General features: G+C 44.0%; 23 protein-coding genes. 10 read left to right on the top strand and 13 right to left on the bottom strand.

Annotated elements, in window-relative coordinates; all coding sequences use genetic code 11:
* Window positions 1-297 precede the first annotated feature (297 nt).
* The 4 genes from AC5JM2_RS24645 to AC5JM2_RS24630 all read right to left on the bottom strand — a co-directional run bounded on the left by AC5JM2_RS24645 (window position 298) and on the right by AC5JM2_RS24630 (window position 5,613).
* Window positions 298-1,533 (bottom strand): LL-diaminopimelate aminotransferase, encoded by a 1,236-nt coding sequence (locus AC5JM2_RS24645; protein ID WP_495837443.1) that lies wholly within the window; start codon window positions 1,531-1,533, stop codon window positions 298-300.
* A gap of 117 nt (window positions 1,534-1,650) precedes the next feature.
* Window positions 1,651-2,379, bottom strand: coding sequence for an acireductone synthase (mtnC, locus tag AC5JM2_RS24640; protein ID WP_495837442.1), 729 nt, complete (start codon window positions 2,377-2,379; stop codon window positions 1,651-1,653).
* Window positions 2,380-2,416: 37 nt separating this feature from the next.
* Complete coding sequence (locus AC5JM2_RS24635) at window positions 2,417-2,935, bottom strand: pentapeptide repeat-containing protein (RefSeq protein WP_495837441.1); 519 nt, start codon at window positions 2,933-2,935, stop codon at window positions 2,417-2,419.
* A 629-nt stretch (window positions 2,936-3,564) separates the two neighbouring features.
* Window positions 3,565-5,613, bottom strand: coding sequence for an elongation factor G (locus AC5JM2_RS24630; protein WP_495837440.1), 2,049 nt, complete (start codon window positions 5,611-5,613; stop codon window positions 3,565-3,567).
* A gap of 277 nt (window positions 5,614-5,890) precedes the next feature.
* On the opposite strand from AC5JM2_RS24630, the gene AC5JM2_RS24625 reads away from it, so the two are divergent.
* Window positions 5,891-6,835, top strand: coding sequence for a tetratricopeptide repeat protein (locus AC5JM2_RS24625; RefSeq protein ID WP_495837439.1), 945 nt, complete (start codon window positions 5,891-5,893; stop codon window positions 6,833-6,835).
* A 143-nt stretch (window positions 6,836-6,978) separates the two neighbouring features.
* Here AC5JM2_RS24625 and AC5JM2_RS24620 read toward each other — a convergent pair whose 3' ends face one another.
* The 6 genes from AC5JM2_RS24620 to ndhC form a co-directional block, all read right to left on the bottom strand.
* Window positions 6,979-7,794 carry an Rpn family recombination-promoting nuclease/putative transposase gene (locus AC5JM2_RS24620; RefSeq protein ID WP_495837438.1) on the bottom strand — a complete coding sequence of 272 codons (816 nt, stop codon included), beginning with the start codon at window positions 7,792-7,794 and terminating at the stop codon, window positions 6,979-6,981.
* 116 nt (window positions 7,795-7,910) lie between these two features.
* Window positions 7,911-10,511: a tetratricopeptide repeat protein gene (locus AC5JM2_RS24615; protein WP_495837437.1), complete on the bottom strand. Its 2,601-nt coding sequence runs from the start codon at window positions 10,509-10,511 to the stop codon at window positions 7,911-7,913.
* The gene (locus tag AC5JM2_RS24610; protein WP_495837436.1) at window positions 10,501-11,793 is read right to left on the bottom strand and encodes an AAA family ATPase; all 1,293 of its coding nucleotides are present in this window, start codon (window positions 11,791-11,793) and stop codon (window positions 10,501-10,503) included. Before AC5JM2_RS24610 ends, AC5JM2_RS24615 begins: the two co-directional genes overlap by 11 nt.
* Window positions 11,794-12,014: 221 nt before the next feature.
* Complete coding sequence (locus AC5JM2_RS24605; RefSeq protein WP_495837435.1) at window positions 12,015-12,701, bottom strand: NAD(P)H-quinone oxidoreductase subunit J; 687 nt, start codon at window positions 12,699-12,701, stop codon at window positions 12,015-12,017.
* Entirely contained in the window at window positions 12,694-13,428 is a 735-nt protein-coding gene (locus AC5JM2_RS24600) for an NADH dehydrogenase subunit K (RefSeq protein WP_495837434.1), read from the bottom strand. Before AC5JM2_RS24600 ends, AC5JM2_RS24605 begins: the two co-directional genes overlap by 8 nt.
* The gene (gene ndhC, locus AC5JM2_RS24595) at window positions 13,419-13,781 is read right to left on the bottom strand and encodes a photosynthetic/respiratory NAD(P)H-quinone oxidoreductase subunit C (protein WP_495837433.1); all 363 of its coding nucleotides are present in this window, start codon (window positions 13,779-13,781) and stop codon (window positions 13,419-13,421) included. Before ndhC ends, AC5JM2_RS24600 begins: the two co-directional genes overlap by 10 nt.
* Window positions 13,782-13,799: 18 nt before the next feature.
* Here ndhC and AC5JM2_RS24590 point away from each other — a divergent pair, with 18 nt between their 5' ends.
* From AC5JM2_RS24590 to AC5JM2_RS24560, 7 genes are all read left to right on the top strand, one after another.
* The gene (locus tag AC5JM2_RS24590; RefSeq protein WP_495837432.1) at window positions 13,800-14,018 is read left to right on the top strand and encodes a hypothetical protein; all 219 of its coding nucleotides are present in this window, start codon (window positions 13,800-13,802) and stop codon (window positions 14,016-14,018) included.
* Window positions 14,019-14,182: 164 nt separating this feature from the next.
* On the top strand, window positions 14,183-14,518 hold the full coding sequence (locus AC5JM2_RS24585; RefSeq protein WP_495837431.1) for a rubredoxin: 336 nt from the start codon (window positions 14,183-14,185) through the stop codon (window positions 14,516-14,518).
* Between the two features lie 88 nt (window positions 14,519-14,606).
* Window positions 14,607-15,629, top strand: a complete 1,023-nt coding sequence (locus tag AC5JM2_RS24580; RefSeq protein ID WP_495837430.1) for a photosynthesis system II assembly factor Ycf48 — start codon at window positions 14,607-14,609, stop codon at window positions 15,627-15,629.
* A 95-nt stretch (window positions 15,630-15,724) separates the two neighbouring features.
* Window positions 15,725-15,976 carry a cytochrome b559 subunit alpha gene (psbE, locus tag AC5JM2_RS24575; protein WP_169266419.1) on the top strand — a complete coding sequence of 84 codons (252 nt, stop codon included), beginning with the start codon at window positions 15,725-15,727 and terminating at the stop codon, window positions 15,974-15,976.
* Between the two features lie 9 nt (window positions 15,977-15,985).
* Entirely contained in the window at window positions 15,986-16,123 is a 138-nt protein-coding gene (psbF, locus tag AC5JM2_RS24570) for a cytochrome b559 subunit beta (RefSeq protein WP_048868923.1), read from the top strand.
* Window positions 16,124-16,132: 9 nt separating this feature from the next.
* Window positions 16,133-16,252 carry a photosystem II reaction center protein PsbL gene (gene psbL / locus AC5JM2_RS24565; RefSeq protein WP_211178552.1) on the top strand — a complete coding sequence of 40 codons (120 nt, stop codon included), beginning with the start codon at window positions 16,133-16,135 and terminating at the stop codon, window positions 16,250-16,252.
* A 76-nt stretch (window positions 16,253-16,328) separates the two neighbouring features.
* The gene (locus AC5JM2_RS24560; protein WP_169266421.1) at window positions 16,329-16,448 is read left to right on the top strand and encodes a photosystem II reaction center protein J; all 120 of its coding nucleotides are present in this window, start codon (window positions 16,329-16,331) and stop codon (window positions 16,446-16,448) included.
* A gap of 471 nt (window positions 16,449-16,919) precedes the next feature.
* Here AC5JM2_RS24560 and groL read toward each other — a convergent pair whose 3' ends face one another.
* Window positions 16,920-18,560: a chaperonin GroEL gene (gene groL, locus AC5JM2_RS24555; protein WP_495837429.1), complete on the bottom strand. Its 1,641-nt coding sequence runs from the start codon at window positions 18,558-18,560 to the stop codon at window positions 16,920-16,922.
* A gap of 103 nt (window positions 18,561-18,663) precedes the next feature.
* Complete coding sequence (gene groES / locus AC5JM2_RS24550; protein ID WP_169266423.1) at window positions 18,664-18,975, bottom strand: co-chaperone GroES; 312 nt, start codon at window positions 18,973-18,975, stop codon at window positions 18,664-18,666.
* Window positions 18,976-19,236: 261 nt separating this feature from the next.
* Here groES and AC5JM2_RS24545 point away from each other — a divergent pair, with 261 nt between their 5' ends.
* Both AC5JM2_RS24545 and AC5JM2_RS24540 read left to right on the top strand, forming a co-directional pair.
* Window positions 19,237-19,668, top strand: a complete 432-nt coding sequence (locus AC5JM2_RS24545) for a ferredoxin (RefSeq protein ID WP_495837428.1) — start codon at window positions 19,237-19,239, stop codon at window positions 19,666-19,668.
* A gap of 384 nt (window positions 19,669-20,052) precedes the next feature.
* Window positions 20,053-20,700 carry a response regulator transcription factor gene (locus AC5JM2_RS24540; protein ID WP_495837427.1) on the top strand — a complete coding sequence of 216 codons (648 nt, stop codon included), beginning with the start codon at window positions 20,053-20,055 and terminating at the stop codon, window positions 20,698-20,700.
* Between the two features lie 461 nt (window positions 20,701-21,161).
* Here the strand turns inward: AC5JM2_RS24540 and AC5JM2_RS24535 are convergent, their stop codons facing one another.
* Window positions 21,162-21,470: an NIL domain-containing protein gene (locus AC5JM2_RS24535; protein WP_495837426.1), complete on the bottom strand. Its 309-nt coding sequence runs from the start codon at window positions 21,468-21,470 to the stop codon at window positions 21,162-21,164.
* Between the last annotated feature and the right edge of the window lie 125 nt (window positions 21,471-21,595).

Here is a 21,595-nt window from a genome sequence, read left to right as displayed (position 1 = left end):
CCCAACTTGAAGCTTTTCAAAGTGAATAAAAAAAGCAAACACTACCGACACTCAATCTTTAGTGTTTGCTGATTTTGAAACAGGTGCGTTTACCGCGAAACGATAAACACTCACTAAAGATTTTAAATCATGTCGAAACCATTAGGATACTGGGGCTGTGATTCAGCTTAATTCTGTGGGTAGGTAAACTGTCCTACGCCATCAAATGAGGTAGCAAGTAAAAAGCAAGCTCCTCTAGTCAGTAAACTAGAGGAGAGCAGTTTATGGAAACAACGTACGATTGTAGGGAATTTTACACTAAGACGTGAATCTGTCTGTAATTCGCTTCATCGCCTCTTCCACATTCTCCCGACTATTGAAAGCCGAAATGCGGAAGTAACCTTCCCCGGCTGCACCAAACCCAGAACCAGGTGTACCTACAACATTGCAGGTGTGCAGCAACTTATCGAAGAAATCCCAACTGGACAAACCGTTGGGAGTTTGTACCCAAACGTAAGGTGCATTCACACCACCGTAAACTGCTAATCCTGCGGCTGTGAGTTTCTCGCGAATAATTTCGGCATTCTCCAAATAGAAGCTAATCAGTTCCTTTATTTGCGCTTGTCCTTCCTGGGAGTAAACTGCCTCAGCTCCACGTTGCACAATGTAAGATACGCCATTAAACTTGGTGGACTGGCGACGGTTCCACAGTTTCCACAGTTCCACATCGGAACCATCGGCTGCTTTTGCTGTCAGGTTTTTCGGGACAACGGTGAACGCACAGCGGGTACCGGTAAAACCTGCGTTTTTGGAGAAAGAACGAAACTCAATCGCACATTCCCTTGCTCCTTCAATTTCGTAGATGGAGTGAGGAAGTTCTGCATCGGTGATATAAGCTTCGTAAGCAGCGTCGAAGAAAATGATCGAGCCGTGTGCTCTAGCATAGTCCACCCATGCTTTTAAGTGTTCTTTCGTAGCGACAGCGCCAGTGGGGTTATTAGGGAAACAGAGGTAAATTAAATCGACTTTTTGAGAAGGAATTTCGGCAGTGAAGTTGTTTTCAGCCGTAATTGGCAGATAAACTAAGCCCTCGAATTCGCCTTTATCATTTGCTGATCCAGTATTTCCTGCCATCACATTTGTGTCTACATATACAGGATACACAGGATCAGTGACGGCGATGATGTTGTTGTTACCAAAGATGTCGAGAATGTTGCCTGTGTCGCATTTAGAACCATCGGAAGTGAAGATTTCCGATGCATCAACTTCGCATCCTCGCGCTTGAAAATCTTGGGCAGCTATTTTTTCCAGTAACCAAGTATAGCCTTGCTCTGGACCATAACCTTTGAATGAAGCGCGATCGCCCATTTCTTCAACCGCTTTAATCATCGCTGTGCGGCAAGCTTCTGGCAGTGGTTCTGTGACGTCGCCAATACCTAGCTTGATCAGCTTAGCATCCGGATTTGCTTGTGCAAAAGCATTGACTCGTCGCCCTATTTCCGGGAATAGGTAACCTGCTTTGAGCTTGAGGTAGTTGTCGTTAATTGTTGCCATAGTAGTTTGATACAAATCTCATAAATAAACAGCTTACTGCCATTTGATATATGCTGTTCAATGAATGATTTGCTAGATAGTAAAGCAGGTGGGGTGACATGCATCTGGTAAAAGGCATCAAACGTTATCAAAATTGTGAATCGCTGTAAATCCCTCCGACTCCGACGAATGATTCCCCAGTCGCACGGAAAACAGCGTTTGCATTCCAGCAACTTGAGCTGCTTTTAGTTCAGCAGTGACGTCTGAGATAAAGAGAATTTTGTCTGGTGCGATTCCGATAGCATCGGCTATTTTGCGATAACTCTCGGCTTCCCTTTTGGAACCCGTTTGGGTGTCAAAGTAACCGCTGATAAAAACAGTCAAGTCTCCCACTTCACTGTACTGAAATAGGAGTTGTTGCGCTTGCACACTGCCAGATGAGAAAATAAACAGCCGTTTGCCAGCAGTTGTCCAGCGTTCAAATGCGGGTTTTACGTCTGCAAACATTTGCGATCGCAATGTACCATCTCGATACCCCTGATTCCAAATCTTACCCTGCAACGATTTTAACCCTGTGGATTTGCGGTCAATAGCAATCAAATGGTGGATATAAGGAACAGCCGCCGTCGCCTCCGTTTCCTGCCAATCAGGTACTGACAACCCCTGTGCTAAATCAGTTTCGTACTCTTGCCTTAACCATTGCAAATCAGTCTGCACCTGTGCATCCTGCTGATGAGTTGTGAGAAAATCCGCTACATAGTCGCGGGCAAATGGAAATAACACCCCGAAGACGTAGTCAACCGGGGTAGTGGTGCCTTCAATATCCAAGAGGATAACGTCTGCTGTATTACAGTAGCGTCCAGTCATGAGGAAATCAGTGAACAGTTAACTGATAATTGACAATTCAGCGACATCCCAAGCTGTCACGGGTTGACACACCTGTCACAGGATTAACTCCATCAGCACGTTCGCACATCAATTTCACTTCGTAAGGATCAACAATTGAATTAGAAAAATCTGCTCCTGTAATCACTGCATCAAAGAAGTGACTACTGCTGAAAATGCCATCAGTCAAAATGGCGTTGGTTAAATTCGCTTCACTAAAGATCACGCGATCGGCAAATGTTTCTGCAAGATTCGCTCCGCTTAAATCTGCTTTCAGAAACGATCCCTTGGTGAGAATAGTTCCACTGAGATTTGCCCCTTGGAAGTTTGCCGCCTGCATAATTCCACCTGCAAAGGACGTTCCATGTAAATCTTTATTGGAAAAATCTTGATGTTCTAAGTTGGCGAGCGTGTAATTAACCTTATTCTCCTGAGCTAAAACAGCGGCGGGATTCAACAGCAACCCACAAAGAGTTAACAAAAAGAGGAGCAGGACACTGAAAACAGACTGTAACCGAGTTTTATCTTTTCGCTTCATTATTATAGATACCTTACAAAATACATCTTCAATTCAAATATTAACTTTGATAGAGCTTGATTGAATTTCCTGCTGATCATGTCAATGTCATATTTTAGCTTCTTCGCCGTAAGCCCCACGCTATAGTGGTACTCCACTTAGCGCTCGGTCTTGCGGCGGATAAAAACGTGGTGCACCGTTGAACGGCACGCGCTACAAGCCGGGGAACCCGGACGCCAGACGCCTAGGTCGGGAGAACGCCAGGTGCTACAACGGGGGGAACCCTCCGCAGTCGCCACAACGGGGGGAACCCCCGCAAGGCGCTGCTCTCCGCAACGCACTGGCTCCCCTCCTGCAGCGCTGGCTCTCCAACGCGCTGCCTCCCTATGTTGGTTCGAGGTCAACGCGGGAAATGGTGCCCGCGTTAACGGTCGCTGCGGACGGTTATTTGAACGGACATGATATAATACCAGTTCTCTGTAAACTTGCACTTAATACTTACTCTTTCATTCTTGGCGTTCTTGGCGTCTTGGCGGTTCGTTTCATAAATATTAAGTGCATCTTCATGGAGAATTGGTATAAGTCCTGATCATTACCAAAATCAGCAACTGTGCAAAATTAGAGGATTTTGATTCATCCAAAATCAAGAATTACTTACCATTGCCATTACCACCATTGCCATTACCAGACGTAAGAATGCGATCGGCAATTCTATCAGGAACTTCTTGAAGATGGTCGTATTCCCAATGGAAGGAACCAACGCCAAGAGTGAGCGATCGCAACTCCACAATAAAGTTCTGCATCTCTGCTTGTGGTAGATAAGCGATCACACAGTCCCATCCTTGCCAGTCATGCACACCTTCATAACCCAAAATCTGCCCCCGCCTACCAGTGACAAGTTGCAGCACTTTGGCAGTAAATTCGTTGGGAGTGGAGACTTGCACACGAATGATCGGTTCTAGCAGGGTAGGTTCACACTTCGGCAGTCCTGTTTGCATGGCAAGACGGGCAGCTTGCTTAAATGCTTGCTCGGAACTATCAACAGTGTGGTATGAACCATTTGTTAAAGTTACCGCCACATCCACAACGGGGAAACCCAAGGGACCATGTGACAGAAACTCCCGCACGCCTATTTCCACACCAGGAATGTATTGCCTAGGAACGACACCACCTACGATAGTTTCTTTGAAGTTAAAGCCTTCGCCGCGTGATAATGGCTGAATGTCAAGGTAAACATCGCCAAACTGTCCGTGACCACCGCTTTGGTGTTTGTAGCGTCCGTGAATTGATGACGCCGGTTTGCGAATGGTTTCTTTGTAAGGCACTTGCGGTAAGTGCGTTGTCATCGGCAAATTATATTTGCGGCGCAGTCGGTCTAGTGCAACTTGCAAATGAATCTCACCTTGACCCCACAAAATAACTTCGTGGGTATCGCCGTGTTGTTCCCAAGCAAGAGAGCAGTCTTCTTCCAACAGCTTGGTGATCGCACTGCTGAGTTTTACTTCATCGTTGCGCTTTTCGGGAGTGATTGCCAGGGCATAAACTGGTTCTAGTTGTCCAGCTTTGGGTAATGCTGTCGTTATCTGTTCACAAGAAAGAGTATCCCCGGTCTTAATACCCTCTAAACGACTAATCGCAACGATTTCACCAACACAAGCTTGATTAATTGACTGCTGTTGTTGTCCCATGAGGCGGTAAAGACCACCAGCACGAACACCGTTGAGAACAATGCCATCAGTTAACTTACCCCGCCAAACTCGTACCAGAGATAATTTGCCACCTTGGGGGGTGTAGTAAGTTTTCAGCACTTGCGCCACAGGGGAATCGCCTTTTTTAACTTTTAAGCGACGTTCTGCTGTGGTTTCTGGTTCAGGCGCTTCTCTGAGTAAAGCTTCTAGAAGTGGGCGTACACCGTAATCTTGCTCAGCAACTCCAAAGAAAACAGGGACAACCAAATCTGCCCCTAATTCCATTTTCAGGTCTTTGAGGATTTCTTCTTGGGGAGGTTCGATGTCTTCTAAAAGTTCTTCTAGTAAATGGTCGTCAAAATCTGCCAAAGCTTCGAGCATTTCTGCCCGTGCTGTGTGTTCTTGTTCTTTGAGTTCTTCCGGGAAGGCGATGGGGTCAGCAGGTGCACCTGCATGGTACTTGTATGCTTGTTCGCTCACCAAGTCGATAAAGCCCATGAGCTGTTCCCCTTGGATGATGGGATATTGATGGGCTACCAAGGGACGACTGGAAACGGCTTTGAGGGCGTGTAGCGTGTCTAAAACATTAATATTAGCCCGATCCATTTTATTCACAAAGACGAGGTGAGGAATTTCCCAGTCGTCAAGGAATTTAAATAAAGGGGCAAGGGTGAGGACTCGGTCTGTGATGGGTTCGCAAACCACAATTGCTGCATCCACGCCCATTAAGGCGTTGTACGTTTCTTGGGCAAATTCCACACTTCCAGGACAATCAATAAATGTGAAGCGAGTGTCATTATATTCAGTGCTAGCAGCACTCACTTCTACACTCATATGGCGATCGCGCGATTCAGCAGCACTATCTCCTATTGTGTTACCATCCTTAACGCTGCCTTTGCGAGTTATTGCACCTGTAACGAATAATAAACTTTCCAGGAATGTGGTTTTTCCACTTAAATATGGACCAACAATTGCCACATTTCGCGAACCCGATTTCACTTTTTCGTTCATACAACCTCCCTTGCAGCTAGACATATCTAGCCGCGTTATCTTATGTTATTGATAGTTCAAAATTTGATGATCCCAAAGATTATTGTCTCCTTAACTTGAGATTATCTCTCTTTTAATATAGGTAGTGAAAAATTGTAGTTTCTCGTAATATTTAAATCAAGATAATTTAACTATTACAAAATTTGCTATATAAAATTAAACTTATATGAATGTGGTCATATGTTAGATAAACTTTGTAAAGTAAACGTAACTTAAACTGTTCCAACACCAGAAAACAATGCAGGTTCCTCTTTATAAAAATCGCCTTCCTACTTTAGTGGGTTTCATATTAGTAGTCCAAAGCCTTGTGTGCCCATCATCCTCAGCTTCTCCACCTCCTGCTGCTCCTTTATCTGATCACCTTCTAAAACTGGCGCAATACATTGATAGCAGCGCTCAAGATTACTTAACACAAGGATTAGAAGCCATTCAGGTGGGGAGAGTAGAAGATGCGATCGCCTTATTTCGTAAAGCCACAGAACTTGATCCCAAGTTAGCCGCAGCTCACTACAACTTAGGACTAGCACTGCGACAAGCCGGACAATTACAACCTGCGGCTGATGCATTTTACAAAGCGACACAATCTGATCCCCAGTTTGCCCTGGCTTACGCTAATCTTGGTGGTTCACTCTTGGAAGGAAGCAATTGGCAACAAGCAAACGATTACTTGCAACGAGCAATACAACTGGATCCTAAACTGGGAGTGGCTTACTATAACTTAGGGTTGCTGCGCGAGCAACAACGAGATTGTGAGCAAGCGATCGCATCCTTTAAAAAAGCAATGGAACTGAGCCAAAACGCACCAGAACCTGCGTATCATATGGGCATCTGTTATTTACAGCAAGGCAAAGCCGATAAAGCAAAAGATGCCTTTCGCAAAGCAGTTAAAATCAATCCAAAATATTCCGAAGCTTATTACAATCTCGGTGCCATTTTTTTGAACCAAAGAAAATTAAAAGATGCATTAGAAGCTTTTAGAAAATCAGCACAAGCAAACACAAATAATGCCAATGCTTATTATAGCGCTGGGTTAGTTTTTATAGAGTTAAAGCAATACCCACAGGCAGCAGAAGTATTGCAATATGCCAGAGATTTATACAAAGCTCAGAAGAATTTCCAGTGGGCGAACAATGCACAAAATTTGTGGCAACAAATATCAAACGTAAATTATCCACCTCGTTAAATCAGTAAACAGTTATCAGTTATCAGTAAAGAGTGATAACTGATAATTGTTAAAGAAGGGAGCCACCGAAAGTGCGTTCACCGGAGGTGGCGGCTTCCGCATCGCTCTGTTTTGTAGCCATGAAACACCTTATGCACTAGCTATCAGCTAGATTGGTTTTGGGCTGCTTGCTGTACTTGCTCCAGCCTCAAATCCAAAGTCCTTGCTACTTGTTCGACACTCAAACCTAAAGCTAACAATCGGGGTACTGCTTCTAACTTTGCTTGCAGCTTACCTTCTTCTAAGCCTTCCTCCTTACCTTCCTCCTTAATGGATTGATACATCCTTGTCTTTCTGAATTCGTCATCTATGCCCAACATTGCTGCCAACTCCTCTCGGCTTAACTGAGTAAACTTGTACAACAGGATGGTTTCTATCAATTCTACAATTTGCGTCCTGGTCGCTTCATCTGTCAGTTGTTGTCTTGCCCGCAAAATCAATTCTCTACCTCGATCAACGGCTGTCTCTTCTCGTTCTATAATTAACTGCACAACCGCAAGTTGAAGTGAGTTTTCTGCGGCTGTACCTAATTCATCTAAATAAATGCGCTGGACTTGTGGACTCTCCAGCAACAACTGATATGGCTGTTGATCGTCTGGATCGAAATTTTGGTTGGGATAGATAACAACTGCACGCCAAAACTTAACGGATGTATTTTGACGCAGATAGAGAAAGATTTCTGCAAAAAAGCGCCTATAAAAATTTGAGTCTAGTTGAAACTGAACTTCGACAAAATAAACTGGCTGATTTGTGGTTTCAGTTGCTGGGACAAACACACCATCAATCCGAAAGGCAGTTTCTTTGAGTTCAATGGAAACGAATTCATAAGTATTGGGATTGATGGTTGTGTCGCCAATTATATCAAAAAATATGCTGGGAAAAGCTTGAAACAAACTGTAGAATATTTTGTCAGTCCGCACGTTGTTAAACTGTATTAGGAATACTGTGCTAAAACTTTATCAAAAATTGCGATGTCTTCGGATGAAGCATTTTGTCGCCAAATGGTTACTTGCACTCTTTGTATGTACTGATCGCTCTACGGTGTATTATCACCACTCAAACCATCTGAATGCATTGCGACGCGCAGTCTTTCAAGATTTTTACGGACACTAACAGTATTGGGATGATTTGTACCTAAAACTTGCTCACAAATCCTTAAAGCTTGCAGGTACAACGGTTCGGTTTCGCTGTAGCGTCCTTGGGAAAAATAGAGATCTGCCAGGTTGTTGAGACTTTCAGCAACATTTGGATGGTTATCTCCCAGGAAACGTTTATCAAGTTCCAATGCTTTTATACACCAAGGTTCCGCTTCACTATAGTGTCCCTGTTGTCTGTACATATTACCTAAAGCGTACATAGTGTCTGCCAAAAGCGGGTGATCCTTTGGTAGTAGATGTTGCTTAAGTTTTAAAGCTTGTAGAAACAATGCTTCTGCTTTGTTGTAGCTTCCTTGAGCAGAGTATATCAATGCCAAATTGTGAAGGTCTGTAGCAAAACCAGGATTTTCTCCTAACAATCGCTTATCCCTCTCTATTGCTTGTAATGACAATGGCTCAGCTTCTCGATAGCGTCCTTGATTATAGTAGAGTAATGCTAAATTATTTAACATAAGGGCAACATCGGGATGGTTGTCTCCCAACAGGCGTTTTGTTAGTTCCAAAGCTTTCAGATACAGTGGTTCTGCTTCAGTGTAGTGTCCAATAATACGGTACAGTTCTGCCAGGTTATTGAGGCTTTGTGCAACTGCGGGATGTTCCTCTCCCAACAGGCGTTTTCTCAGTTCTAAAGCTCGCTGGTACAGAGGTTCGGCTTCAGTGTAGCGTCCTTGAGATTTATAAAGTAATGCTAAGTTGTTGAAGATTTGTGCAACTACGGGATGTTCTTCTCCCAACAGGCGTTTTGTCAGTTCTAAAGCTTGTTGGTACAGAGGTTCGGCTTCAGTGTAGCGTCCTTGAGATTTATAAAGTAATGCTAAGTTGTTGAGGCTTTGTGCAACTGCGGGATGTTCTTCTCCCAACAGACGTTTTGTCAGTTCTAAAGCTTGCTGGTATAGAGGTTCGGCTTCAGTGTAGCGTCCTTGAGATTTATAAAGTAATGCTAAGTTGTTGAGGCTGGTGGCGACAGCGGGATGTTCTTCTCCCAACAGACGTTTTGTCAGTTCTAAAGCTTGCTGGTACAGGGGCTCGGCTTCGCTGTAGCGTCCTTGGGAATAGTAGAGTAATGCCAGGTTATTGAGGCTGGTGGCGACAGCGGGGTGTTCTTGCCCTAATAGGCGTTTGTAGAGTTCTAAAGCTTGCTGGTACAGAGGTTCAGAGTCATTGTAGAGTCCTTGGGACTTGTAGAGTACTGCCAGGTTATTAAGGCTTTGTGCAACTGAGGGGTGTTCCTCTCCCAACAGGCGTTTTCTCAGTTCTAAAGCTTGTTGGTACAGGGGTTCGGCTTCGCTGTAGCGTCCTTGGGAACAGTAGAGTAGTGCCAAGTCGTTAAGGCTTTGTGCAACTGAGAGATGTTCCTCTCCTAACAGGCGTTTTCTCAATTCTAAAGCTTGTAGGTACAGTGGTTCGGCTTCGCTGTAGCGTCCTTGGGACTCGTAGAGTCCCGCCAGGTTGTGAAGGCTTGTAGCGAAATTGGGATGTTTCTCTCCCAACAGACATTTTGTCAGTTCTAAAGCATCCTCATACAGCGGTTCAGCTTCGCTGTAGTGTCCTTGAAAATGGTAGAGTGATGCCAGATTGTGGAGGCTTATAGCTAAATCTCTCTCCAAACCTAATTCTTTTTGCAGTTTAGTAGTTTTCGTAAAATATAGAATTGCCAAGTCTTGTTCTTTCTTATAATCCTGAGCCTCACTCCGATTTAACCTCCTTCGGTAAATTTGCCCCAACCTTGAATACAAAGTAGCTAAGCTAGGGTCTTTTACTCCCCTTTCCTGTTCAATTTTCTCGATTAAGTTTTGCAAATCTTCTAAGGGCAAGAAGTCGGGGTTAGAGTCATTTGTGTCAGCTAATTCCGAGTCGCTGAAGGCAAAGCGGATAGATTCAAGCTCTTTACTGGAAACAGTAACAGTTTTTTTTGACACAAACCGGAAAACACCATTGCGCCAACTCCAAAAATCTGGTGCTTTTTGACTCAGGTTGACAAGAATTTGGTGAGTCACCCATAAGACAATAGCGTAAGGAAACTCGCGTAATGCTTCCCGTGTCCACTGCAAGTACCCGAAAAATTTCTCCTGTTCAGAACGTTCCTCCCCCAGTCTGAGAAAATAAAGTTGTTCTACACCCGTTACAGTTATCACCGCTGACTTAAGCTGACGGAGATATTCTTCTTGTTCCACCAGTTGGTTGATAGCAGCCTTGAGACTCGGTTCACCCCGCGTTAGTGTGACTCGATAGGGACGGAAGCTCTGTTGTAGTTCAGCTTCGTAGTGGGAAATAATGCGATCGCGGAAGTTACCATCATCGCAAACCCCAATCAGCAAGTTTAATCCCTGTTCTTTTGCCTCAATGCTGACGATTAAATCATCATAAGCATCTTGATTTTCTTCATCATCTAATAATTCTTGAGTTGTCCGAGCAAATTCTGTTTGGGTTTCCTCTTTGTTTACAAAGATAAATTGAGGGTAAGATTCGCTAGCTTCCATTAATTAACCCTCGCCTTCTCAAAGTTTCTACAACAACCGGGTGAACATCGTACCAAGGCTCATCATTACGATATTCCAGCACATATAAACCATGTAGTAAATCTAAGAACTCTGGTTGTTTTGGGTCATCCGGCATGAAGTTTTGATAAGTTTTTTGCAAAATATCATAATCAATCTTGCTTAGGCGAATAGCAAAGTCATTACGTATTTTAGTCACTGCTTGCTGTAGAACACTATCATCAATAATGACTTGTTCTCCTGTTTTTCGCCTGATTAACCTTAAACAAATCCGACAACATTCATTGGCAATTCTAATTAACTCTCGCAACACTCCACCACTTGTGACAACTATCTTTTCAGCAGTATGACTTTCAATTAAGTTAGTAGCAAGCCGCTTATCTAAAATTTCACACAAAACATCTGTAGCTTCCTGACGTGGTCGAGAATCCGGCAAACGGTTTTTGCCTTTTTCAAATATTTTTAAGACAGGCATGACTACAATTTGATTGTTGGTTTCTGTAGCAATGACTGTGCTGAGAAAAGTTTCGCGGATGATAGCTATTGGTATGGTATAGATTATCCGGATATTAGGTTGGCAAAGAGCCTTGATATTATTTTTATAAATTTCATTAACTCTTGCTAGATCAAGTTTATCTAAATCATCAATAATAACTAAAATTTCTTTCTTTGATGCCACTTGAATCAAAGCAGCTATTTCATTAATTCTAGCAACTAAATCTGATAATTTGCGTTCAAACTCTTGCTTAATTTCATACCTAATGGTAGAATCTACTTTCAATTTTGTAATAATTAACTTGAAAAAGTCAAAGCCTGTTGAAGCTTCTCCTTGAAATTTTGTTTCTTCAGTACGAGTGCGCTTAGCAAACCACTTATAAAGAGGTTCTTTAGTGGATTGAGGAATTTCCACTCGGCTTGCTTCCGCCTCAGACATTAAGTTGAGTGCAATGGCAAATAAGATGTTGATATGATTAACATCCGACATCTCTATTGTGTCGGCAATAGAAAAGGAAACCACAAAATAGCGATCGCGCAATCGCCTGCTAAATTCAGCTAACAAAGTGGACTTACCACACCCACGATGTCCTGTAAAGATAATCTTGCCATCAGCACTAGGGCTATCTTCAACTAATTGCTCTAATTCTTCAATAATCTCGCCACCGTAATCAACTCTAAATCTAGACAGATCCTTCGGTTCTACAAGTGGCAAAAGTTCCAAATTTCTATATGCTTCCTGAAAAGACTTTAATAATTCTTCAGACATCGGATAATAGCGTATGACGTGCTGACTATTTCTATCATCACCCACTTTCAGGTGCAATACACTCTTGAATTAGCCAGGGTGGGCATTACCGATGCCCACCCTACATGTAGATGTGTGTTTCTACACTTATGCGTGTGTGCGTCCTCTGTTGCGAAACAAAAAAACAAACCCCTCTTCGACGACAAATCGCAAAGAGGGGCTAACAATAAGATGCGCTTGCTTTAATAAGCGTCCTGCAACTCATAGAAGTCAGGCGACACGTAATCCTTACGTAAGGGCCAACCTACCCAATCTTCTGGCATCAAAATCCGCTTCAGATCTGGGTGTCCTTCGTAGAAAATGCCATACATATCGTAGGACTCACGTTCTTGCCAGTCTGCTGTCTTCCAAATCCAGTAAACTGAGGGAACTCTGGGATTTTCCCGTGGGAGGAACACTTTGAGACGCACTTCTTCAGGACGGTCAGCATTATCACTGATTTTAATCAAGTTATAGACACTAACCAACTGCTGTCCTGGCCCCAAATCAATCCCAGCTTGACACTGGAGAGAATTAAACCCGTAAGCATACAGTGCAGTGCAAAGTGGAAGCAGAAAATCTGCCTCAACTTTAATAATCTCTATACCGCTATGATCTGCTTGTAGAGACTCATGATCAAAGCCATTTTCAGTTAACCACAGGGAAACCGCGCCTGCTTTGACTATTGACTTTTCCTCTGCTGGTGCTGCTTCGTCGTCGGATTCTTCTTCTGATTCTTCAGCTTTAGGTTTTTTAGCTTTGGATTCTTCTTTAGATTCTTCAGCTTTAGGTTTTTTAGCTTTGGATTTTTCAGCTTTGGATTCTTCAGCTTTGGATTCTTCAGCTTTAGATTCTTCAGCTTTGGATTCTTCTTTCGATTCTTCAGCCACGCTTAGTTTCCTCCTTTTGTACCTTTTGAGTCAAAAGAGCAGGTGGGACGGGTAAACCGATCGCCTCAGTCAACTCCTTCGGTGGTGCGAAGCGAGATTCTGTCCGTAAATATTTACCAGTGTGGATTTGCTCTGCGGGTTTGAGGTTGTGAGTTGTGCTGTAATAGCGGTGGGTTTGCTTAATTCGATCGCGTTCCTGCATCGAATCATTTGCTATCTTCTTGCGCAGCTTGATTATTGCGTCAATAATCGCCTCTGGACGTGGGGGACAACCGGGTAAGTAAACGTCCACTGGAATCAATTTATCGACACCGCGTACAGCCGAAGGAGAATCCACGCTGAACATACCGCCAGTAATCGTGCAAGCACCCATAGCAATCACGTACTTGGGTTCTGGCATTTGCTCATAAAGACGCACAAGCTGAGGTGCCATCTTCATGGTAATTGTGCCTGCAGTAATAATTAAGTCAGCTTGACGAGGGCTAGAACGGGGAATCAAACCAAAGCGGTCAAAGTCAAATCGGGAACCAATCAAAGCTGCAAATTCAATAAAGCAGCAAGCGGTACCAAACAGCATCGGCCAAAGGCTAGAAAGGCGCACCCAGTTGTAGAGGTCATCAACCGTCGTCAGGATAACGTTTTCTGACAAATCTTGGGTTACTGTAGTCCGCGACATTGGGTTGAGAATGCGCTCTTTTTGCTGTTCTATGTTAGTATCTAAGACCATTCCAAAGCTCCTTTACGCCATGCGTACGCTAGGGCAACGACAAGAATTGCAATAAAAATTAGCGCTTCAATAAATGCCAATAGCCCAAGACGGTGGAAAGCAACCGCCCAAGGATACAAAAATACAGTCTCAACATCAAAGATGACGAAGACCAGCGCGAACATGTAGTAGCGAATGTTGAATTGAATCCAAGCTCCACCAATGGGTTCCATGCCGGATTCATATGTGGTGCGCCGTTCTGGGTTGCGACCGCTGGGTCGCAGGAGCTTGGACGCTGACAGAGCCAAGGCAGGCACTAGGCTACAGATAATGAAGAAGCCAAGAAGATACTCGTAACCGCTAAGGACAAACACAATCAGTTTCTACCGCTTTTGGTGCTAATAACTTTAACCAGACCAGTGCTGGGAAAGGGTTTCTCGCTCTCACGGCAACTAGCTCTGGGCTTGGGTTCTCCCCTTGGGCGAACCCGGAGGGCGTTCACTTCACCGGATGCCGTGCCTTCTTTTGAAGAAGCTGCGCTGAGTGGGCGATCGCTTCGTGCTCCAGATAGCGGCAGATCGCTCAAGGGGCAAGCGAGAGGCATCCGGTGAAGTGTAAACTTCTTTTACATTATATCTTTTTGACTTTCTTGAATCTCAACAAACAGAGTTGTAGATGATTTGATTCGTTTTTGGTCAACATAGAAAAACCTAACACTTAATGTCATAATTTTTAACGTATATTTAATATTTGCTTCTCACCGAGGCCAAGAGCCATGAGCGAACAAGCTGTTGAAACAACTGCGTTAGACCGCTACGAGTGCCGTTCTTGCGGTTACGTTTACGAACCCGAGAAGGGGGACGACAAGCGTGACATCGCTCCAGGGACAGGCTTTGCGGAAATATCTTCTGATTGGCGCTGTCCAGTTTGCGGTGCAAAAAAGAGTGCTTTTGCAAACGTTGGTCCTGCTGGCACAGCATCCGGCTTTAAAGAAAATCTAAACTTTGGTTTGGGTGTGAATACTCTCACACCAGGTCAGAAAAATCTTCTCATTTTCGGAGCTTTGGCTGTTGCCTTTTTGTTTTTTCTTAGTCTCTATGGCTTACGATAAAACACGTTCTTTACGGGTGGGTAATACCTGAATAACACAAAACCCATACACAAATTCACAAATTCACAAAAAAACAAACAGATAACAGATGCTCCCGATTGTAAAAATTTGCCAACGAATACTCGCTTTGTTCGTGGTCATCCTGATGTGTGTTGGTTGTAGTAATGTTCCCTCAACCACCTTCAATCCTTGGGAAGTTATTTCTGTCCCAACACAAGCAAAACTACTGGATATTGCTTTTACAGATAACCCCCAGCATGGTTTCCTAGTAGGCAGCAATGCTACTCTTTTGGAAACAAAAGATGGTGGTACAACTTGGCAACCTCTAGAATTAGAATTAGATGACCAAAGGTATCGTTTTAACACGATCAGTTTTAGAGGTAAAGAGGGGTGGATAGCTGGAGAACCGGCTCTGTTATTACACACCACCGATGAAGGTCGTTCTTGGTTCCGCATTCAACTGAGTGAAAAGCTACCAGGTAATCCTGTTAGTACTGTCGCACTGGGACAAAACACAGTTGAGATCGCGACAGATGTAGGAGCGATATACAAAACTACAGATGGCGGTAAAAACTGGAAAGCACAGGTAGAACAAGCTGTTGGCGTGGTTCGCAACATCGAACGTTCTCCTGATGGCAAATATGTGGCTGTTTCTGCAAAAGGTAACTTCTACTCAACTTGGGAACCAGGGTTAAATGCTTGGGAACCCCACAACCGGAATAGTTCCCGACGGGTAGAAAATATGGGATTTGCCGAAAATGGTCAAGTATGGATGTTAGCACGAGGTGGTCAGGTACAGTTTACCGACCCAGTTCACCCAGAGGAATGGCAAAAAGCTCAAAATCCAGAGCTTTCTACTAGTTGGGGGTTACTAGATCTGGCTTATCGTACACCAGATGAACTTTGGATCAGTGGTGGTAGCGGTAATTTGCTGCGCAGTCTTGATGGTGGCAAAACTTGGGAAAAAGACCGTGACGTTGAAGAAGTTCCCGCCAATTTTTACAAAATTGTTTTTCTGAATCCAGACAAGGGATTTGTGATTGGCGATCGCGGTATTTTACTAAAATACAATCCAAGTATTGCAGCTGCTACCAAATCAGAGGCTGCTTAAGCTAAATTCTGAGAAAGAAGTTACGAGGTGTAACTCTTTCTTAACTTTGTAGGATAATGATCTCAATAACAATTTTTGTGAAGGTAGGGATATAAATGTCAGGAACTACTGGAGAGCGTCCATTTTCGGACATTATTACGAGCGTTCGTTACTGGGTGATCCACAGCATCACCATTCCTGCACTGTTTATTGCGGGTTGGTTATTTGTCAGCACTGGCTTGGCATACGATGCGTTTGGTACTCCTCGTCCTAATGAATATTACCCAGGAGCACGGCAGGAATTGCCAATTGTGAATAACCGTTTTGATGCAAAACAACAAGTAGAACAGTTTAGTAACACAAAGTAGTTTGAAATCATGACTAGCGGAAATAACGTCAATCAACCAGTTACCTATCCAATTTTTACAGTCAGATGGCTGGCAGTTCACACTCTAGCTGTGCCAACTATCTTCTTTTTAGGCGCGATCGCCGCAATGCAGTTTATTCAACGTTAGGAAAAAATCATGGAAAGAAGCCCCAATCCTAATAAGCAGCCGGTTGAACTGAACCGAACTTCGCTTTACCTCGGACTGTTAATGATTTTCGTTCTTGGTATTTTGTTTTCCAGTTACTTCTTTAACTAACTGGAATGACGGCTATTGAGTCATGTTTTTTTAACTTTTGTCATTAATTTTTTTAGCAAAGAGAGGAGAAAAAGCAGTGTCTGGAAGTGGCAGAATTCCTCTGTGGGTTGTCGCGACAATCGCAGGTTTAGGTGTCATCACCGTTGTAGGTATTTTCTTTTATGGATCCTACGCCGGACTTGGTGCTCCAACGTGATCTTGTAAGACCTCGTCCCTGCCTCTTGTGTGTAAAATCTTCAACGCAAGTAAAAGTGTCTTTATTTTTGTAAAGATAAGCAAGGCGGGGCATATTCCTTACTATCAAACGCCGTAGAGGGAAGTTATAGAAAAAGAAAATCTGCTAAAAGCTTACACTCAGCCGTCAGGGTTGGAAACTGTAACATAGTTCGTACGTATTTATCTTCAAAACTAGTCAATTTTGAGTAGGTATTGCGGAAATGTGAATCAGTCTTGTGTAACGGCAGCATAGCAGTGTGACAAATCATTAGCACAAAAAACCGCCTGTCTTAACAAGACAGGCGGTAAATTTTTATAAAAATATTTAAATCACCTCTGGTTCACGGTAACCCCCGTCTTTCGGTGAGGATTTTCGTACAACCAGAAAACCTCAGTAGTGATTCTTTTGAATCCCCCATGCAGCACAAGCTAGGGGGATGTCAAAAGAATCTTAGTAATCGAAGTCGCCGCCGCCCATACCAGCGCCAGCACCAGCAGGAGCGTTATCCTTTGGCTCAGGCTTGTCAACCACAATACATTCAGTGGTTAACACCATACCAGCAATGGATGCAGCGTTTTGCAAAGCAGAACGGGTAACTTTGGCAGGATCAACGATACCAGCTGCAAACAGATCAACAAACTCGTTCTTAGCAGCATCGTAGCCGATGTTGAAGTCTTTTTCCTTAACGCGCTCGGCAATGACAGCACCGTTCTGACCAGCGTTTTCAGCAATTCTCTTGAGAGGAGCAGCCAAGGCGCGAGCTACAATTAACGCACCAGTCAACTCTTCAGCTTTGAGGTTGCCGTTTGCCCATTCTTCCAGTGCAGGAGACAGGTGAGCCAGTGTTGTACCACCACCAGGAACGATACCTTCTTCCACAGCAGCTTTGGTAGCGTTGATAGCGTCTTCTAAACGCAGCTTCTTGTCCTTCATTTCGGTTTCGGTCGCAGCGCCCACCTTAACGACGGCGACACCACCAGCTAGCTTAGCAAGACGCTCTTGTAGCTTTTCTTTGTCGTAGGAAGATTCGGTTTCTTCGATTTGACGGCGAATTTGGTCAATCCGAGCTTTAACTGCAGCTTCGTTACCTTCGGCAACAATGGTGGTGTTGTCTTTGGTGATTGTGATGCGGCGAGCCTTACCTAGAGAATCTAACTTGGTGCTATCTAGTTTCAAACCAGCATCTTCTGTGACAACTTGACCACCGGTGAGGATACCGATGTCTTCTAGCATTGATTTGCGGCGATCGCCAAACCCAGGAGCCTTCACCGCAGCCACGTTCAGCACACCACGCAGGCGGTTAACGACCAAAGTTGCCAAAGCTTCTTTTTCAATATCTTCAGCGATAATCACCAAAGGACGACCAGCACGAGCTACTTGCTCTAATACGGGTACGAGGTCTTGTACCAGAGCGATTTTCTTATCGGTTAGCAGGATGAAAGGCTCATCGAAAACTGCTTCCATCCGCTCGGGATCGGTCGCAAAGTAGGGAGAGATGTAGCCTTTCTCAAAACGCATCCCTTCTGTGATTTCCAATTCGGTGGTCATGGACTTTCCTTCTTCCAAGGAAATTACACCTTCTTTACCCACCTTATCCATTGCTTCGGCAATCATCTGACCGACTTCTTCGTCGTTACCAGCAGAGATTGAACCAACCTGGGCAATTGCTTTGGAATCTTCTACGGGACGAGCGTGTTCTTTGATTTTGTCTACCAAGAAGTTGGTAGCCTTATCAATACCACGTTTCAGCGAAATAGCATTTGCACCAGCTGCAACGTTGCGTAAGCCTTCTTTGACCACTGCATGAGCCAAAACGGTCGCAGTTGTGGTGCCATCACCGGCAGCATCGTTCGTCTTGGAAGCCGCTTGACGGATCAAAGCAACGCCAGTGTTTTCGACGTGGTCTTCCAATTCAATTTCTTTAGCAATGGTCACACCGTCATTAATGATTTGTGGTGCGCCAAACTTTTTCTCTAGGACTACGTTACGACCTTTGGGACCGAGGGTAACAGCTACCGCTTCAGTCAAGATGTCCATGCCTTTTTCTAGGGCACGACGTGCGTTTTCGTTGTAAATGATGCGCTTTGCCATAATTGTCAAAGAATGTTTAGCAGAAAACTACAAAGAATGTTATTTGTTTTTTGTCCTTTGCCAACAACTCATGACAAATGACTGATGACAAATGACTAAAAGATTATGAAACGACTGCCAGAATGTCTTTTTCAGACAGCAGGACGTATTCGTCAGTTCCAAGTTTGATGTCGGTACCAGCGTATTTGGAGTAGAGAACTTTATCTCCGACCTTCACGTCCAACGCTTGACGAGCACCGTCATCTTTGATTTTGCCTTCACCGACGGCAACAACTTCGCCTACTTGGGGCTTTTCTTTTGCATTGTCGGGTAAATAGAGACCACCTGCGGTCTTTTCTTCAGCCGCGTTCACTTTGACGAATACGCGATCGCCCAGGGGTTTAACTGTAGAAACGCTTAAAGTTACAGCTGCCATACCAAATTCTCACCTCGTTAGCACTCTCAACTCCTGAGTGCTAATGTACCTAAAGGTGAAGTGCAATGGCAACGTTTTCTTTTGTACGGGTTCCCGAACTTTGCTTGCCCAAACCCACGTAAGTACATATACTCTACTTTTCTCAGCTTTCAGGTTTTACTCCGTAAATGACGAATATGGATATATGGGCAACTTTATTTGCAAAGCTGGGAAATTGATATAGAACAGTAATCAGGGAGCCGCCATTTGAGTAACACTACAGTGATCCAGTCCTGCCAAGAGCTACGAAAAACCACGCTTACACCAGCGAATAAAGCCCTAAGTATTTCTATAGAAGCTTTAGAACTGTTGAACATTCCGAGGGACATTTTAACTAGTGTTGTCCAAATAGTTTCTAACTGCTTCTGCGAACAAGCTCGTTTACCTTTTTGGGAAGGCTTAAAAAAACGACTCAAACAGTTAAGTCTTCACCAAAGGCAAGATGGCAATTCTAGTTGCATATTTGGAAATAAAATCAACTGCTTGCCAGTTTGCTGTTCTAGACTGATAATAAAGGATTACCCGGATGCTGTGCGGTATCGCCCAACAATCCCGGAAGCCATTGAGCGGATTATACAAGAGCACTTCTTAGGCAACAAGGTGGTAGAAGAATATGCATTGTGTTTTCCCATCCTTTGCCAAAAAGTTCCCTAGGTTGTCGTGAACAACTTATAGAAGCTTAACATCCAACAAGGATATGGCACAGTAGTAAACAGATGAAAGTGTGGGTTAATTGTAATTTGGGAGCATCTTGAGTCCAACACTTACTAGTTAACCTGAATAATTATTATTTAATCAGTGTTTTTTAACCCGCAGCTTTCAAAGCGATATATAATAACGCATTATAAATACTACTGCTCTACGTATCCTTACTGGACTTTTGCTGTTTGTAGAGAATTTCTTGAGAGTGAGACCCATTTTTAGGATTTTATAAAGCAAACGCAAGTTAAGTAGGAAAAAGCACAACACCTCCTTAATCCACCAAAGAGGATATTGATTCAAGACCTTGATGGATCAAGCGCCATAAGTGCCACTGCTATGAAAGAACCCAGCATGAAAGATCACAAACGACTTCTACTTATTGATGATGATCCTAACCTCATCTTGCTGGTGAAGGATTACTTGGAATTCCGGGGTTATGATGTCAGCACCGCCGAAAATGGTCGAGAAGCACTGGACATTTTAGAGCAGGATATTCCAGACATGATCATTTGCGATGTGATGATGCCAGAAATGGACGGTTATACTTTTGTAGAACAAGTCCGGCAAGCCGAACGCACCAGTTGGATTCCCGTTCTATTCCTTTCAGCTAAGGGACAAAGCGCAGACCGAGTAAAAGGTCTGAATAAAGGTGCTGATGTGTACATGGTTAAGCCTTTTGAACCAGAAGAATTGGTTGCACAAGTAGAATCTTCTCTGAAGCAGACCATTCGCTGGAAAGAACACCAAGCAAAAGGAGGAGAAAACGGTTCCCGCATCCAAGTTCCCTTCGATGTGCAGTTAACCCCAACAGAACTCAAAGTAGTGCAATTTGTGGCTAGGGGCTTAGCTAACCGCGAAATAGCTGAAGAATTAAATGTCAGCCAACGCACGGTAGAAAGCCATGTGTCCAATATGTTGGGCAAAACCAATCTCCACAATCGCACTGAATTAGCGCGGTGGGCAATTGAAAATCAAATGGCGTAAGCACAGTGCTGTAGACGCCACAAAGCGGCAGTTCGTACACTCAGGGGAACCCTCGGTTCCCGTAGCGTCTCCCTTCGGCGCAGCCGAGGGGAAGGGATCAGCACAGAGTTGCCTCAACGGTCAAAGGTCGCTGGTCTGGGTTGCTTCCCCCGGCAGACTTTGGGGTATCCACGAAAACCGCCAAGCTCAATGTTTACACAGAAAAAAAATTCCGCCTACGGAAGTTTCCTTCGTTGTAGACCCGCAACTGCTTTCCGTGAGGGTGGTGACTGGCTTTTGGGTTAGGATTTCCCCTTCCCGTTGAGTTCAACTAGTGTATCAATCTGTGCAGACGACTGCCGCACATAGTTAAGCGACTTGTAGACGCGCTAAGAGCGCTTCCATAAGGGTGACGACTAGTTTTGGCGAGTGCTGAGTAGCTACCTAGCCCAGCACTCGTTACTTATTCGTAGAAACTCTACTTACCAACCTTCTTGTTCAGTAAGAAATGGGTGGGAAATTTCTAAATTCAGTTCATTAAGATACGTTAAGGCACTAGCAATCTGGAAAACTGTTCCTCGTAGCTCTAAATCAAAGCAGCCTCGTTGCGGCATATGACCATTCAGTTGGGCTGCTGCAATATTGACTGTGATGCCGCAATAAGATATCAGGCCTGAAATAACTGGTTGTTTGTGCAACTCCTTGGGAATATGAACGGTAATGTGAGTTGTAGTGCGTCGGTTGTCTCGAAAATCGATAGTAGATTTACCCTGTTGATTTGGAATGGCCATAATAGCTTTCCTTTGTAATTTTTAGATGCGGGTTTTATGTTACAACGAATTTTTCTCCCGTAACAAAAATCTTGACACTACTTTTTATAAGGTGGTATTTTTAAGGGTTTGTGGCTAAGCCTATG

Source organism: Brasilonema angustatum (genome assembly GCF_059505445.1).
The sequence above is the reverse complement of the archived record's forward strand: the minus strand, read 5'-3'. Positions and strand labels throughout refer to the sequence as shown.